The organism is Microcoleus sp. Pol12B5, from assembly GCF_036701335.1.
Classification (GTDB): Bacteria; Cyanobacteriota; Cyanobacteriia; order Cyanobacteriales; family Microcoleaceae; genus Microcoleus.
Genome location: NZ_JAUBQQ010000001.1, coordinates 126,096 through 141,433, shown reverse-complemented (window position 1 = coordinate 141,433; position 15,338 = coordinate 126,096). Strand labels below are relative to the sequence as shown.

The following is a 15,338-nucleotide window of genomic DNA, read 5'->3' as shown; positions in this document are numbered from 1 at the left end:
TTTTGAACATCAAAATGTAGGGGCAGGTTTGACCAACCATCAATGTATAAAACTAATGATCTCGTAAACCCGGCCTTCCCCGTTGTAGATAATCCAATAACTTCTGAGTTTGATTGATAAACTACTTTGCAAAATGCACGATCGACTAAACGGTTATTAAATAGGAGCAACTAACAATGACTGACTCAGAAATACTTAATTCTGATACCATTAAAATACTAAATACTAGCATATCCAAAGTTACAGTTTACACCGATCGCGCTTTGGTGACGCGCCGCGGTACGGTATCTCTGACGGGAAACGAGCGAGAATTGGCGATCGCCTCGGTTCCTGCAACCCTCGACACAGAGTCAGTCAGGGCCACGGGTGCGGGTACAGTTGCAGTGCGATTGTTGGGAGTGCGAACCGAAACAGTGTTTAGCAGCGAACCAGTGGGCGATCGCACTGCCGAACTAACCCAACAAATTCAAGAGTTACAAACCCAAAGACGGGGAATTAACGACAAAATAACCGCCCGGAAAATTCAACTCAAATTTGTGGAAGGTTTGAGCGAAAAAAGCGTTGGTTTCTTTTCCAGTGGCATCGCCAAACAGCAGGTAGGTTTAAACGACACTGGCGAATTGCTCAACTTTTTAGGAACTAATTACCTAAAATATGTAAGTGCGATCGCCCAACACGAAAAACAGCAGCAAGAATTAGACAATCAAATAGAAGCTTTACGGCAGCAGTTGTGGCAAGTACAAAGTCCCGATTCCCAGCAAAGTTTTAACATCATTGTCGCCATCGAACCAAGTGGCAGCGGCAATTTTGAACTAGAAGTTTCCTATGTAGTAAGGCGAGCAAATTGGACTCCCCTTTACGACTTGCGAGTCAACACTACCAACAACCAAATTAATCTCAATTACCTAGCCGAAGTCAATCAAAATACAGGGGAAGATTGGACGGGAGTAGCGCTGACTTTATCCACAGCTAAACCCGGAATGGGAACTTTGCCACCAAAACTCCAACCCTGGTTTATCGATATTGTTCACCCAAGATCAGCTCGATCCCGACAAATTTTGATGAAACCCACCCGAGCGACTGCGGGAGCAGAAATGGAAAGAGACTATATGGAATTAGAGATGGAAACCGAGGCACAATTTGCAATGATGGCTGGGGACGGTGCTGCTGCCGCACCCGAATCCATAGCAGCTCAAACCGCGATCGCACAAGTATCGATAGAAGGCGGCACTGTGTCATTTCAAGTAGGCGGAAATACCAACATTCCCAGCGACGGCACGCCGCACAAAGTCACTATTTTCAGCGAAAATTATCCGTTTAAACCTGAATATATAGCCGTCCCGCGATTAGTCAGTTTTGCCTATTTGCAAGCAGTTGTTGTAAATCCGCTGACAGGTGCAACTCTTCTGCCCGGTAAAGCAAATATCTTTCGCGATAACACTTTTGTCGGCAGTGTGCAGTTAGAAAATGTTTCCCCCGGCCAAGAATATAAAGTTAATTTAGGAATTGATGAACGGTTAAAAATAGAGCGGGAGTTAGTGGAAAGACAAGTAGATAAAAAACTGATCGGCCAGCAGCGGCGCATGAGTTACGCTTATCGCTTAAATGTGACTAACTTGCAGCAGGTGCAGGTACACCTGACACTAAAAGAGCAATTGCCAGTCAGCCGCAATGAACAAATTAAAGTGCGATCTACTCTCACTAATCCGAAGATAGTAGCAGGTGAAATGGGGCTGCTAGAATGGATAATGTCTCTGCCGCCGCAAGCAAAGCAAGAGTTATATTACCAGTTTGTGGTCGAACATCCTCCCGACTTAACAGTCACGGGTTTAGATATTTAATATTAAGTCGATAAAAACTTGTTTGAAGTCAGGACTTTAGTCCTGATTCGTCACCACGTATGAGGACTGAAGCTTATAGAAACTATCCAGTTTAGCGGTAATTTGTAAACTGCAAAGCCACGGGATAATCTTCTTGCTTCAAGCGTTGAATTACCAACTGTAAATCATCCTTATCCTTAGCAGAAACGCGCACTGCATCACCTTGAATCGAGCCTTGAATCTTTTTAAACTCATCTCGAATTAATTTAGTAATTTTCTTGGCAATTTCCTGGTCAATCCCTTTTTTCAGTTTGATTTCTTGGCGTACTCTAGTACCACTAGCAGCTTCAATTTTCCCATAATCAAAAATTTTCAGAGACAAATTGCGCTTGGCGGCTTTAGTTTGCAAAACAGTGTGAATTGCATCGAGAGTAAATTCGCTGTCGGTATTGACAGTAATTGCTTCAGCGCCCAATTCTACAGTGGTTTTGGTATCTTTCAAGTCGTAGCGGCTTTGAATTTCTCGCGTTGTTTGGTCAACAGCATTGACTAATTCTTGGCGATCGAAATCGCTGACAATATCAAAGGAATAACTAGCAGCCATAAATTAGTAATTGGTAATGGGTAATGGGTAATGGGTAATTGTAATTAGTCATTAATTAAGCGTCTCTTAACTAATGACTAATGACTGATGACTCATGACTACTGATTACTGACTAATAATAATTAGCCATTAACAGCCATTAAACTGAAATAGAATAAAGTAGCTGTGCAAGAAGAACTAATCGCGAACATGAGCGATCGCCCCAGTGGCACATTCAGAATATAGAAAACCGAAAACAACAACCGGGCGATCGTAAAAGCGATCGCAGCCCAACCTGCCGGTTCCGAATCTACCCCCGTCACAAAAGCCATCAAAGCCGCGGCTGAAAACAGCATAAACGTCTCAAACGAATTTTGGTGAGCCCAAGTTGCCCGTTGAGCGTAAGCAGGCAACCTCTCAAACATAGCGCGGGGGGCTGCTTGATCGTAGCCTAGCTGCAAGCGGGCGATCGCAACCACCAAAAACGGTGCGTAAACCAGCGCAGCCGCAGCAGCAATACAATCAAGCAGAATAACCGACACAGGCAATCCCAACAGCATCATCCGCCTCGCAGTTCAATCAAAATAGAACAGAGTAACTACCTTGCGCTGTTCCTCCGCATCCTGGCAAGTTTTCAGCAAAGTGTGGCTTTCGTGAAAAGCAAAACAGATCAGTTGCTGGCAGCGAGAAATAATCTCCTGATTGCACATGGCGCTTGCTTCCGGCAGAGACAAGCTATCATTTTTGGGATTTTCTACCAAATGTATCACTTGTTCGAGTTGGTCGCGAGACTCCCGGGGCTGGCGACTCATACTTTGTGGCAAAATCACCGTCAGCAGATTAGGATCTGCTCGCATTGCCCCCCGAATTGCGGCTGAATTGGTGCCTGTAGCGCCAGAAGTGATGAGCTGATTGCCTCCCAGAACTATGGCGTAGCTCAGCATCTCAATTAGCTGCTGGTGGGTAATAGGAACGTGGCGAGAACCCAAAAGAGCAATCCGCTTGGAGCCGGTTTGCTGGATCGCCGCAAGTTCTTGTAAAAAATCATCTACTCTGGGTAGCTCAATTGATTGACTCAAAGAATTTATTAAATTAAATAAAACTACGTTGTGGATTTTAGCAGACTCACTAGCCATTGCCGCCAAAAAGAAGTTAAGAATTGCTGATTTACCAGATCAGACTAGAGGAGCGGCAGATTTGAGGAAGCCAGAAGGCAGAATGTCTCAAGACATTCGGCAGCCGGAGTTCAAGGTAGAATTCAAGAAAAATTGAGAATTTAAGAATTTTAGCTTTTTATTTATTTAAACAAAAAATTCTCTCTGCCGAATACCTTCTTCCCTCAGCTCCGGCTCTCTTATTAATGGACTCGATCGCTCAGGCCCAAGGATGCCATCATGCCATCAAGGTCAAAATGTTCTGCCATTAGCTGAGTAACGCATTCCACCTTGATCGGTTCGTGCAGGCGCACGCTGCCAAAGGTGCTGTCGATAATTTCCACCGTGGTTAAGGTATCCAAATCAACAGACAAAACCGGAATTTCCATTTCTTCTGCCCTGCCAATCACCAGGGGAGAAGGAGGCAAGTGGCCTGTCAAAATTAAGCACTGAGTCGAGCTTTCCAGAGCCGCTAGCTGAATGTCCGTGCGATCGCCCCCCGTCACCACCGCCATATTTCTCGCTTTGCGGAAATACTTCAGAGCAGAACTAACATTCATCGCGCCAATTGTCAAGGTTTCCACCATCAAGTCCAAACGGTCTTTACGGCAGAGCACATCAGCTTTCAATTGGTGTACCAATTCTTTGACGCTGACACTTCGCAGCAAAGCACTTCTCGGCAACATTCCCAAAACTGGAATACCCGCAGCCTCCAGAAAAGGCCGCACAGTCGCCGTTACGGATTCCAGTTTGTCCGAGGGAACGTCATTGAGTACCACCCCCAGCAACCGCGAACCCAAACGCTGTTTAGCCGACAGCAAATCGTCTACATACAGATCGATCGGGCGGGCTACCAACAACACAGAGGCATCAACTGCCTCAGCGACTTGAACCAAAGACAAGTCAAACAGACTGCCTTCCTCCAAATTAGCGGGGCCTTCTAACAACACCAAGTCTCCGCTGGGAGCTTGCAAATATTGTGCTAAAGACTGGCGGTAATCTGTCTTGTCTTCTCCCCGCAAACGCTTGTGAACCGTCTCTTCATCCAAATACAGCAGTGTTGACGGCATCTGACTTTCTGAGAGCTTCAGCGTCTCTACGGCGAACCGCACGTCTTCCTCCTCGATCCCAGCTCCTGGCGAGCTAAAACAGGTTCCCAGAGGTTTGCCGTAGGCGACGGCCAGCCCCTTGTCCCGGAGTCCGAGTGCCATCCCCAGGGCGATGGCAGACTTGCCACTGTAAGCTTTTGTGGAACCGATCAGCAAATATTTAGTCAATTTGGGTACGCCTTCAATCCTCAATTTGCACCTGTCTATTTCAATAAATTTAGTTTTTCAACAGTAGTTCTGAACTGTGACTCAATTTAGCAATACTATATTATACTCGATTTTGTCGCTTTTGCGCCGATCATTTTTTTGATTGAAACTTTTATTCATCTGTTGGCAACCCTTTTCTTCGCCTTTTTTTTCACATTGTTTGTGAAAGTTGGGGTTTTCTTATATTTTTTATACGCCGCTTTTGACAATTACTCATATACCGTGATTGCTTTAATAACCGTTTTTTTGCGTGACAATTTTCCTAAAAGATTATTGCTTAGTTTAGACCTGGCAATCGAGCAGTTAAAATAAAAGCAACACAGTATAAATGTTGATAAAAAACTTTTGTCCCGGCAAAAGGCTTGTCAGGAGAATTAAGGGCATATTTCTATTGATAAAATACAGGTATTCCGTAGGTAGAAAGCACGGTCTGTTTCCTAATCAGTTTTGCATACCATTAAAAATGGATATGTATTATTAGTTATGAATTATTATGGCGATCGCCCGCGTCCAAACTGATCGGTGGCACTGCGAGCAATAAGCTGCTTAGGATCTGGATTCTAGCTTCTAAACACATAAATAGTCTGGCGGTTTGGGCTGGCATTTCGGCAGCCCAAAGGCTGATTTCGATGCTAGCCGGATCGCAGTTCAATGGCTGTAGATTGATTTTCCTTGGGCGGAACTACAGCGCTTTCCTATCAGCTACCGAGTCGCAAAATTTGAACGAAATCGGACGGCGCGATTCGCCTCACAGCGATAGCTTCGCTCGCGCGTACTCGCACAGTACCAATATCCGAAATAGGTTTTTGCGCTTGTCCCACAACAAATACAGCAGTTTTAAATTGGATGAAATACAGGTAGGGACTTAGGCAAAGCCTGACTCCCTACGCGAAATCTGTATCAGCCTCAACTGACAATTGCGGTTGATTTACTTTAGGAATGGGGATAAGTGCTGACCCCCAAAGGGATTGTTGAGAATGATCCAGCAACTCACTTACTATTTCCGCTTCTCAAATAGAGCTGGCACACCAATCATGTAATATTGCCGTCGTGGCTTTACACTATTGGTGCGCCAGTTATAGCGCCCGTCAATCGATTTTAGATTTTAGATTTTAGATTTTAGATTGAAGAAAGCGACCCCACTGATAAATCCGGGGGCTGGCGATCGGGATTCGGAGCTTTTTTCTCGATCTACGAATCAATCCGGGGGCCCCGGATTAAATTGCTTGATTGTCAATTGCGGACTTTCGAGAGTGCGGCTGCGGTGAAAGTTATTCATCCATTCGCATCAGCTTGCGGTAAAACGTTTTAGAAAAATCTACGGTACGAGTGCGCTGAAAAGTCAGGAGAACCTCAATTAAGCAACTAACAAACTCAGAGCTTTGCATAGTCACTTCGTAACTGAGTTCAGCATTGCCGTCAAATAACACCCGACAGCGGGTTAAGTCGATCGGCAGCGACGAGATATTCCAACTAGCGACAAAGGGCACGCTCTCCCCGCCGTCAATTTTTCTTGCCCCCTCCAAGCTTTTGAGCTTGTAGAGGCCAATAGCGTGCGGTAAAAACTTGCGCCTGGGCTCTTGACAGAAAGGCGCGTAGACTTTCACTTCTTTGTCATCGGCTGGCTTGAGTTGAGGAATAGACATATTTCCACCTTAGACAATTATTACTAACAGATAGTTTAGATCCCCAGAAAAAACTAGCAGATATTCCTGGTCGATCGCAAGCAAAAGTCAACCCAAATACTCTATGCAGTACCCGTTTACCAATGCCGTACAAACACCTAACCCGCTGGTTGTCCTCCCGTCCGCTTTCGACAAAAGCCCAGAAACTGATACAGTAGATGCTTATATCTAAAATCAAAAACTATTGGTGGTTGAATCAAGTAACCTATGCAGGAGAGTTCTTGGCCAGAAAACGACGCTCGCAGCGAGCTTAACTTGGACATCTCTGATTTAGCTCAAGAAGAGCTCAAGAGTTTGACCTCGCACTCGAAGCTCAGCAAAGTATTTGCTATACCAGACATTGGCGACAGGGTGTTTGACGCGGAAACAAAAGCAGATCTCCCGGTTGCGGTGTCTGTGCCGGGAACTCCCTCTTTTCCTCAAAATCTGTACCGGGGACGCCGCGGAAAAGCCGCCGCAGTGCTGACTGCGATTTGGGCCGGCACGATCGCCCTGCACTTGATTTCTTGGGGTGCGTGGGTAGTTTGGGGGTTGACGGGACTGCTATGGATGCAAGCATTTCGAGTTTTGTTTGCTTCGCCCAAGCCCGCACTGCCGCCTCTTGCCGATGAAAGTCGAGAGGATTGGCCTTATGTGTCGCTGCTGGTGGCAGCGAAAAATGAGGAAGCGGTGATTGCCCGATTCGTAGAATCCATCTGCAATGTAGATTATCCGATCGACCGCTACGAAGTTTGGGCGATCGACGATCACAGCAGCGACGACACGCCGCTAGTATTGGAACAGCTAACCAAAAAGTACCCCCAGCTCAAAGTATTTCGCAGAGGAGCAAATGCCAGCGGCGGCAAGTCGGGAGCACTCAATCAAGTGTTACCGCTGACTCGCGGGGAATTTGTGGGAATATTTGACGCCGACGCGACGGTAACGCCGGATTTGCTGCGCCGGGTGCTGCCAGTGTTCCAAGGAGAAAAGGTAGGGGCTGTGCAAGTCAGAAAAGCCATCGCCAATGCTTCGGTAAATTTTTGGACTCGTGGCCAAGAAGCAGAAATGGCTCTCGACAGTTTTTTCCAGCAGCAACGGATTGCGATCGGCGGCATTGGAGAATTGCGCGGTAACGGCCAATTCATGCGTCGCACCGCCTTGGAAAGCTGCGGAGGCTGGAACGAGGAGACGATTACCGACGACCTGGATTTGACGGTGAGGCTGCACCTAGACCGATGGGACATTGAATTTCTCGCTTTCCCAGCCGTGTCAGAAGAAGGAGTCACTAACGCTCGCGCTCTGTGGCACCAGCGCAATCGCTGGGCAGAAGGTGGCTATCAGCGTTATCTTGACTACTGGCGGCTAATTTTGCGGAACCGCATGGGAACTGGGAAAACTTGGGATTTATTTGGATTTTGGGTGTCTCAATATTTCTTACCCACAGTAGCGCTACCCGACTTTGTGATGTCAATTGCGCTGCGCCGGATGCCGATCGCCAGTCCCATAACTTTTATGACCCTTACGTTGTCGGTGGTGGGAATGTTTGTCGGTTTGCGTCGCACTCGCAAAGAGACCAAATTTGATGTTAAAAGAGTTTTTGTCACCTGGCTGCAAACGCTGCGGGGTACTGTGTATATGTTCCACTGGCTGCTGGTAGGGACTGTAACGGCTCGGATTGCGGTACGGCCCAAGCGGCTCAAATGGGTCAAAACCGTCCATCAAGGCGCTGTTAATAGCATCAAGTAAACAATTCGCAGAAATATCTCGGCACAGTATCGCCGAACCTCCGAAGATTTTCTGAGACAAAAAAACACCAACGCTCGCCCAATATCTCCCCGCCAGAGCCTAAGAGTAAAATTTAGAAATTCCGAGAAAACAACACTTTGAAACAGCTTAGGTAATAGGTAATCGGCGAGCGGTAATAGCGAATAAGTAATCGGCAATACAAAAGTCTAAATTTAAAAGATAAAAGCGAGAATTTTTAACTTTTAACTTGACAAAAAACCAATTACTATCTATTAATTATGAATTGCCAATTAGGACGAATTGCTTGTTGCCAACTACCCGTCACCCGTAATTGATAATGGATTTGTTAGAGTACCAAGCTAAATCTTTATTTCGACAGATGGCAATTCCGATTTTGCCCTCGCAGCGGATTGACAATCCCGCCGACCTCAAAGGACTGAAAATTCCTTACCCAGTTGTACTCAAATCGCAAGTGCGGGCTGGGGGACGGGGCAGGGCGGGCGGTATCAAGTTTGTAGAAAATACGATCGATGCAGTAGCAGCCGCTCAAACAATTTTTAATTTGCCGATCGAGAGTGAATATCCCCAAGTCCTGCTGGCAGAAGCAAAGTACAACGCGGACCAAGAATTGTACTTAGCGGTACTCCTAGACCCCGTAGCCCGCCGCCCGGTGCTTCTGGGTTCGAGACAAGGAGGTATGGATGTCGAAGGGTCGATCGATCAAATGCAGCAAGTTGCCGTAGATCAAGAATTTTCCCCATTCTACGCGAGGCGTCTCACGCTGAAAATGGGATTGCAGGGAGACTTGATTCAATCGGTGAGCACCATTGTCGAAAAAATGTACCGACTGTTTGTCGAAAAAGATTTAGACCTAGTAGAAATCAATCCTCTCGGCATCAGTCCCAGGGGAGAGGTAATGGCTTTAGACGGTAAAGTCACCGCCAACGACGATGCCTTGGGACGACATCCAGATTTGGCAGCACTCTCGGAGAAAAAGCTCTTGGGCGGGTTGGCACGGGAAAGAAGAAGTCCCCATGCTGGGGGCGATCGCTCCCATTCCCAGTCCAAGGTTCAGCAGTCGCCGGAGTTTGACCCCAAATCTAAATCCCCAATCTCGAATTCCCAATCCCTGCAATTAATCGAACTAGACGGGAATATCGCGATTTTGTGCAACGGAGTGGGCCTGACAATGGCAACTCTAGATGCTGTAACCCACCAAGGAGGAAAACCCGCTAATTTTGTGAATATTGGTTCCCTAGACCGCTACTATGCAGCAAATGCCCTGCGTGATCGCGTGGAGTTGGGTCTGGAGTTAGTCGCTCAGGATAAAAGCGTTAAGGTGATACTTGTAAATATTTTGGGCAGCGCCTCCAAGACCGAGGAAATAATCGCTGCAGTAGCCGTCTATTTGGAACGGAAAGCTCGCGCTAACCGCCACATCCAAATTGTGCTGCGGCTGGTAGAGATCGATGCTGATGCTGTTAAAAAGCGTTTGGGACAGTTGCCGGTGCAGTTAGCTAGCACTTTGGATGAGGCCGCGGCCGCTTCTGTATCCTCCGCCAAGTAGCGGCAGTCGATCGGCAAAAAACGAGATTTCTGTACAGATGAAGGCCTTCTGCTTTTTACAGATCGAGTGTCAAGTGGGAAAAAATGAATTTAACTCCTGAAAGCAAAGTCCTAGTACAGGGCATTACAGAATCTCCCGCGTCCACCCGCGCCGCCCTGATGATGAAAGCATACGGCACGAATGTAGTCGCCGGTGTCAGTCCCGGTCGGGGGGGGCTGGAAGTGGAGGGAATTCCGGTTTTTGATTTGGTAGAACAAGCAGTGGCGGCAGTGGGTCACGTTGACACTGCGGTAATTTTGGTAGACGCTTACTCGGTGCTGGATGCTGCTTTAGAAGCGATGGCCGGAGGAATTCGGCAAATCGCGATCGTTACTGGGGGAGTGCCTCCTCTGGATATGGTGCACTTAGTCAGAAAAGCAGAAGCCACCGAAACTTTGGTAATCGGGCCCAACAGTCCGGGGATTATTGTGCCCGACAAACTGCTGCTGGGAACTCACCCCAAGGAATTTTACACTCCCGGCCCGGTGGGAGTGATCAGCCGCAGCAGCACTTTGACTTACGAAGTTGCCCTAGAACTGACGGAGGCTGGGTTGGGACAGTCGATGGCGGTTTGTATTGGCTGCGACGCGATTGTTGGTTCTTCTTTTATGCAGTGGCTGCAAATTTTGGACGAAGACGACAGTACCGAAGCGATGGTTTTGGTAGGGGAAGTTGGCGGGTGGAGTGAACAAGCTGCTGCTTCTTACATCGCCTCGGCGATCGACAAACCCGTGGTTGCTTATCTGGCCGGCCGCTACGCTCCCAAGGGGCCGTCTTTGGGCCACGCCGGCATCCTGATAAGTTCTCGGGCTGCTGCCCAGAAAGCCTTTGGAGTTACGGCCCCAAACAAAATGGCTGCCTTTGAAGAGGCGGGCATACCTGTGGCGGCTCGACCTTCAGAAATTCCTAAGTTGCTCAAAAAATTGCTAAAGAAAAATTGATTGCTTTGGGAGTTTTCACACAAGTCCTAACCCTCTTGGGGGTTGGGATAGGGGTAGGGCAGGGGCGGGTTTGGTCTCAAAAGTGTCTGCAGAATGCCACAACAGCCACTTGAACCCGCCTTTAGGACACATTTATAATTTTTTTACCAAAGACCTCTGACCGGCGTGACCGGCTGCGGCGCTGGTGCTGGCAAGGGGGCGGCGCGGCGCGGCGCTGGAGGCGGAGTTGTTGGCTGCACGCTGCGGCGAGGTTCGATCGGACTTTCGGTGGGATTTGTTTCAGTTGTGCGAGTTGTCGATCTCGTCACATCTTGAAGCAGGCTTCGCAGAGTTCCAGCTATACTCTGAACTTTCCCAACAGCGGTGCGAAGGCTGGCAACATCTACGTAAACCTCGTTGAGAGGATACTTTTTCAGGATTTCCAGCAGCGATACCTTACCATCATCCCCGGATGCCAGGATCACCGCTGCCCGCAAAGCTTTCCCGCTTTCTGTGCGGCGCTGAGTCCGAATTGCTTGACCGATGTCGTCAGTGATTTTTTCTCCTGGGGTGCTGTAAACCACCCGGGCCAGATTAGCAGGCTTTAAACCAATTTCTAAACCCATGAACCCCCGCAGTATTTGTGCGTCCATTTTGGAGACCCGGATAATTTGTTGGAGGGTTGGCGTCGTCGTGCCGTTTTTAGCAAAGTCTTCTAAGTCGCTGATATTGATGGCTTGTCTGATCGGGCCAAATGTGAGGACAACTTTTTCGGCCCCTAATGCTCTACTGCTGCTAGATAATATGCTCCCGCTTGCTCCTAAAAGTAGCGCAATGCCGATCGATACAAATTTTGTTAATTTCATATTCACCGCTACATTAAAATTATTTTTTCGAGATTTGTACATTTTTGTACATTATAGATGCAGCAGTTATATTCTACAAGGTCGCCAGTGTAATTTGTACCCGCGTCACACCGACAATCTCGACCGAGACTTTTTCTCGATTTTGACTTTAAAAATAAGTAACCATATCTACCGAAATCTTTTCGCTTCTATTCCTTCTGCCTTCTACCTTCTACATCTCCAGCCTTCTATATCAGAGTGTCTTCCGCCTTCTACATAAGTGCCTTATAAAAATTATAGGAAGCGCCCTGACGGGGAGGACTTTCTTAATAGCAGAAACATAAGGACTCGATTGCTTCTTCTTTCTCTCTTAGGCAACTAAATCCCTCTTTCTTCTTCCCTCCTTCTTCCTTCTTCCCTCATTCTTCCCTCCTTCTTCCTTCTTCCCTTCCTCTTCCCTCCTTCTTCCTTCTTCCTTCTTCCTTCTGCTATATGTTGAAAACCAAGCGCAAATCCAAGAAATCAAAACACAAGCACAGCGAAAAAACAACAGCGCTCAGCAAAAAAGAAGTAGCTGCACAAAAACGCAAAATTTCAGAAAAGCGCAATGAATTGGTGCAGGCGATCGCCATAAGCTGCTTAGTCAGCGTTGCTCTCAGCATTCCCCTGTTGTTCGTAGCCCACCCTAAGATTGCTATTGCAGGAGGCGCAGCCGCAGCCATTTTGCTGCTTTCCTACAAATACCCCCGTCAAGCTTTATGGACTTTTCTAATTTACCTGCCTTTCAGCGGTACAATTACCTACGCAATTGGCGGCGGGAATGCTGCATTTCAAGTAGCCAAAGATGCTTTCTACATACCAGCTCTCATCGCCCTAATTCAAAGCTGCAAAAAGAAACAGTTGCGCCTGTTCATTCCCAAACAAATGCTTTCTACCTTTAGCATCCTGTTGATGATGGCAATGCTGACTTTAATTTTTGTCAACGGGGAGATGCAGCTCAACCCTAGGCCGGGCGACAAACCAATTCTGCAAGGAATTCTCGGCTTAAAAGTATTGATAGGTTACATACCGCTGATTGCTTGTACCTATTATCTGCTCCGCACTAAGAAGGATTTAGTATTTTTTAGTCGAATGCACATCGTTTTGGCGATCGTTTGCTGCCTTCTCGGTTTGATTCAGTACCTGTTGCTGCAAAGTGGAAAGTGTGCAGGAACCAGAGGCATGACCGGAGCAGAATTATATAAAGCAACGCTGGAAGCTCGATGTTTTGTCGGCGGTTCTTTGGTGTTCAGTCCAGAAGTCAAGTTTGTCCGCTTGCCGGGAACTTTTGTCGCGCCTTGGCAGTGGGCGTGGTTTTTAATTTCTAATGCTTTTTTAACCTTTGCCTCTGCCTTTTGCGACCCTTCATTCTGGTGGCGAGTTATCGGTTTATTTGGCATGGCATTAGTATTTGCCAATGCAGTTATTTCCGGTCAAAGAGCTGCTTTAATTATGGTTCCCGTTGCTACAGCAATCCTGCTAGTTCTCACCGGTCAATTAGTTAATTTCAAACGATTTATTCCCATCGGTGCAGGACTGGCGATTCTGCTGTTTGTCGGTGCAGCTATTAACCCGGGAATTATCGAGCAACGGTGGGATAGTTTTGTTAGTCGCTGGAATGCTGCACCGCCCCAGCAGTTTCTCTTTAATCAGTTCGAGCAGAGCAACAATTTTATCATTGACAAACCTCTTGGTAAAGGTGTGGGACGAGCCACTAATTCAACGCGAATATTTGGTGCCACGCAGCTAATTGAAACTTTCCAACCTAAGTTGATATACGAACTCGGTTATCCGGGAATGATTAGTTTTCAGGTAATGCTTTTACACTTAGCTTTTCTAACTTTTAGAGCTTACCGATCTGTCAAGGACAAAAGTTTGCGGAGTTACGGAGCTAGTTTTTGGGTGTTTGTGGCATTTATTACGATCAATACTCAATACTATCCGCTGGATGTAGATCCAGTGTCCGTGTATTATTGGGTTTTAGCTGGGGCGATTTTAAAGTTGCCCAAAATTGATAAACAGGTGCAGGATGAAAAACACCTGGAAGTTGAGTCAAATGAATTGCAAGTTCAGCAGCCATTAAAGGAGAAAAAAATTATTGCATCTTCCCCAATTTGAGAATATTTTTGAGTGTTGAGTTTTGTGGATTCTTTTTTGTTCAGTAACCCGCTTTCGCTCCAAGGCGATGCAAAGATAGCCCGCCCTCCTGGGTTTATCTGTGCTAAAACCAACCCCTACAGCATATTTGGGATCTTAACTTTACTGCGGTTGCCAAACCGGATTGCTAGCATTCAGATCCTTGTCGTTTGTCAATTTAGTCAATCCCGAACCGTCTCGATTAATGACATACAAGTTGCTTTTGTCTCCTTGGATTTCGTTAAATATAAAAGCAATTTGCTGGCTATCAGAAGACCAAGCTAATTCAGGAATTCCCGACGGTTTTAGCCGAGGAGCTAGTTGATTTAGCTGGTTCCCGTCAGCATTGATCGTGTAGAGTTTTTGATTATTGAAATCTCCGGCGACGAAAGCAATAAATTTGCCATCCGGCGACCACGAAATTTCGTCGTAGTTTCTAGGTTTTTGGGTAAGGTTCCTGGCTGCCCCCTGGTTAAGGTCGATCAGGTAGATATCTTGCTGTTCGCCTGATGAATCGCCAGGTTTATTGTTGTAATAGGAAGCAATGCGGCTACTGTCGGGCGACCACAATAGTTTGCCGTTGTAAACCTCATTATTGCGGTTGTTTGTCAAATTCTTTAGGTTGGTTCCATCGGCATTAATTGTGTAAATTTGCTGTTTCGGATAAGCACCGAACAAGAAAGCAATTTTTGTGCGATCGGGCGACCAAAAAAGTTCACTTCCGCCGGATATATATTCGCCGGGACTTTTAGTTAGTTTGGTCATTCCCGAACCGTCGGCATTCATTTTGTAGATATTTCTATCCTTGACAAATGCTACCTGCTGGCCGTCCGGTGAAAGGTAAAATTCAGATGAAATTTCTGTTTTAGGCGGCTCTCCTCCTACTTCCCACTCCCGAACTAATTTAGTTCCTTTAATGCCAGAAGTGTCGCTTGTATAAAGTGACTCACTGCCGGGAGAATCAGAGGTAAAACCGTTGCAAGAACGGGCAAAAACAAGTTTCTGGCTGTTGGAAAACCAAGCTATTTCAAAATGAGCTGCTTTGCAACCAGCCTCAGCAAACTGTTTAGTTAGTCGAGAACCGTCAGCATTGACTGTATAGATGTCGCTGTATCCGCCAACAAAAGCCAGTCGCTGGCCGTTGGGCGACCACACTAGGGGAGCGCTAACATCTATATTAGGTGTAAGTTCGCGGCGAGCCCAACTGGTAGCATTGACCGCAAATAAAGGGGATCTGGTCTCGCTGCCACGCATCTGGAGGGCGGTAAACGCTAGTATCCTCGGTTTTTGGGCTGCGGTTGGGGGAGGGCTGTGAAGGCTCAAAAACAAGCTGATTAAGAGCGTTAGTGAAAATAGGCCGATCGCACTTATCGGCCATAATTTATTGAAGCTGAAAAGTTGCATAATTTGCAACAAGCTTTTGATGGGCAGCCAAGATGCCCATCCCGCACTCAACTTAAACTCTTGTGGAACGGGCATCTTGCCCGTTCCAGATCCCAGCGGGAAAAG

General features: G+C 46.9%; 12 protein-coding genes. 5 read left to right on the top strand and 7 right to left on the bottom strand.

Annotation, left to right across the window (positions count from 1 at the left end; genetic code table 11):
- The first annotated feature begins 176 nt into the window (after positions 1 to 176).
- On the top strand, positions 177 to 1,841 hold the full coding sequence (locus QUA24_RS00535) for a mucoidy inhibitor MuiA family protein (RefSeq protein WP_333226389.1): 1,665 nt from the start codon (positions 177 to 179) through the stop codon (positions 1,839 to 1,841).
- 91 nt (positions 1,842 to 1,932) lie between these two features.
- Here the strand turns inward: QUA24_RS00535 and QUA24_RS00530 are convergent, their stop codons facing one another.
- The 5 genes from QUA24_RS00530 to ebsA all read right to left on the bottom strand — a co-directional run bounded on the left by QUA24_RS00530 (position 1,933) and on the right by ebsA (position 6,519).
- Positions 1,933 to 2,424, bottom strand: coding sequence for a YajQ family cyclic di-GMP-binding protein (locus QUA24_RS00530; protein ID WP_333216466.1), 492 nt, complete (start codon positions 2,422 to 2,424; stop codon positions 1,933 to 1,935).
- Positions 2,425 to 2,546: 122 nt separating this feature from the next.
- The gene (locus QUA24_RS00525) at positions 2,547 to 2,963 is read right to left on the bottom strand and encodes an MAPEG family protein (protein ID WP_333226609.1); all 417 of its coding nucleotides are present in this window, start codon (positions 2,961 to 2,963) and stop codon (positions 2,547 to 2,549) included.
- A gap of 15 nt (positions 2,964 to 2,978) precedes the next feature.
- Complete coding sequence (locus QUA24_RS00520; protein WP_190744281.1) at positions 2,979 to 3,482, bottom strand: DNA recombination-mediator protein A; 504 nt, start codon at positions 3,480 to 3,482, stop codon at positions 2,979 to 2,981.
- Positions 3,483 to 3,760: 278 nt separating this feature from the next.
- A complete protein-coding gene (locus QUA24_RS00515; RefSeq protein WP_333216462.1) occupies positions 3,761 to 4,858 on the bottom strand; it encodes a phosphotransacetylase family protein in 1,098 nt (365 codons plus the stop codon).
- A gap of 1,286 nt (positions 4,859 to 6,144) precedes the next feature.
- The gene (gene ebsA / locus QUA24_RS00510) at positions 6,145 to 6,519 is read right to left on the bottom strand and encodes a type IV pilus biogenesis protein EbsA (protein ID WP_006634686.1); all 375 of its coding nucleotides are present in this window, start codon (positions 6,517 to 6,519) and stop codon (positions 6,145 to 6,147) included.
- 246 nt (positions 6,520 to 6,765) lie between these two features.
- Between ebsA and QUA24_RS00505 the strand changes: the two genes are divergently transcribed.
- The 3 genes from QUA24_RS00505 to QUA24_RS00495 all read left to right on the top strand — a co-directional run bounded on the left by QUA24_RS00505 (position 6,766) and on the right by QUA24_RS00495 (position 10,830).
- A complete protein-coding gene (locus QUA24_RS00505) occupies positions 6,766 to 8,283 on the top strand; it encodes a glycosyltransferase family 2 protein (protein WP_333226387.1) in 1,518 nt (505 codons plus the stop codon).
- 337 nt (positions 8,284 to 8,620) lie between these two features.
- On the top strand, positions 8,621 to 9,850 hold the full coding sequence (locus QUA24_RS00500; RefSeq protein WP_333226385.1) for a succinate--CoA ligase subunit beta: 1,230 nt from the start codon (positions 8,621 to 8,623) through the stop codon (positions 9,848 to 9,850).
- 83 nt (positions 9,851 to 9,933) lie between these two features.
- Positions 9,934 to 10,830 carry a CoA-binding protein gene (locus QUA24_RS00495; protein ID WP_333226383.1) on the top strand — a complete coding sequence of 299 codons (897 nt, stop codon included), beginning with the start codon at positions 9,934 to 9,936 and terminating at the stop codon, positions 10,828 to 10,830.
- A gap of 143 nt (positions 10,831 to 10,973) precedes the next feature.
- On the opposite strand, the gene QUA24_RS00490 is transcribed toward QUA24_RS00495, so the two are convergent.
- A complete protein-coding gene (locus QUA24_RS00490; RefSeq protein WP_333226381.1) occupies positions 10,974 to 11,675 on the bottom strand; it encodes an alpha/beta hydrolase in 702 nt (233 codons plus the stop codon).
- Positions 11,676 to 12,146: 471 nt separating this feature from the next.
- Between QUA24_RS00490 and hpsL the strand changes: the two genes are divergently transcribed.
- Positions 12,147 to 13,811, top strand: a complete 1,665-nt coding sequence (gene hpsL / locus QUA24_RS00485) for a hormogonium polysaccharide biosynthesis protein HpsL (protein WP_333226378.1) — start codon at positions 12,147 to 12,149, stop codon at positions 13,809 to 13,811.
- A gap of 141 nt (positions 13,812 to 13,952) precedes the next feature.
- Here the strand turns inward: hpsL and QUA24_RS00480 are convergent, their stop codons facing one another.
- A complete protein-coding gene (locus QUA24_RS00480; RefSeq protein WP_333226376.1) occupies positions 13,953 to 15,308 on the bottom strand; it encodes a DPP IV N-terminal domain-containing protein in 1,356 nt (451 codons plus the stop codon).
- Positions 15,309 to 15,338: the final 30 nt, after the last annotated feature.

What these genes read in the sequence shown, in the direction of transcription:
- QUA24_RS00505 (WP_333226387.1), top strand. Translation starts at nt 6,766, where the DNA reads ATGCAGGAGAGTTCTTGGCCAGAAAACGACGCTCGCAGCGAGCTTAAC.
- QUA24_RS00530 (WP_333216466.1), bottom strand. Translation starts at nt 2,424, where the DNA reads ATGGCTGCTAGTTATTCCTTTGATATTGTCAGCGATTTCGATCGCCAA.
- QUA24_RS00525 (WP_333226609.1), bottom strand. Translation starts at nt 2,963, where the DNA reads ATGCTGTTGGGATTGCCTGTGTCGGTTATTCTGCTTGATTGTATTGCT.
- ebsA (WP_006634686.1), bottom strand. Translation starts at nt 6,519, where the DNA reads ATGTCTATTCCTCAACTCAAGCCAGCCGATGACAAAGAAGTGAAAGTC.
- QUA24_RS00490 (WP_333226381.1), bottom strand. Translation starts at nt 11,675, where the DNA reads ATGAAATTAACAAAATTTGTATCGATCGGCATTGCGCTACTTTTAGGA.
- QUA24_RS00500 (WP_333226385.1), top strand. Translation starts at nt 8,621, where the DNA reads ATGGATTTGTTAGAGTACCAAGCTAAATCTTTATTTCGACAGATGGCA.
- QUA24_RS00495 (WP_333226383.1), top strand. Translation starts at nt 9,934, where the DNA reads ATGAATTTAACTCCTGAAAGCAAAGTCCTAGTACAGGGCATTACAGAA.
- QUA24_RS00535 (WP_333226389.1), top strand. Translation starts at nt 177, where the DNA reads ATGACTGACTCAGAAATACTTAATTCTGATACCATTAAAATACTAAAT.
- QUA24_RS00480 (WP_333226376.1), bottom strand. Translation starts at nt 15,308, where the DNA reads ATGCCCGTTCCACAAGAGTTTAAGTTGAGTGCGGGATGGGCATCTTGG.
- hpsL (WP_333226378.1), top strand. Translation starts at nt 12,147, where the DNA reads ATGTTGAAAACCAAGCGCAAATCCAAGAAATCAAAACACAAGCACAGC.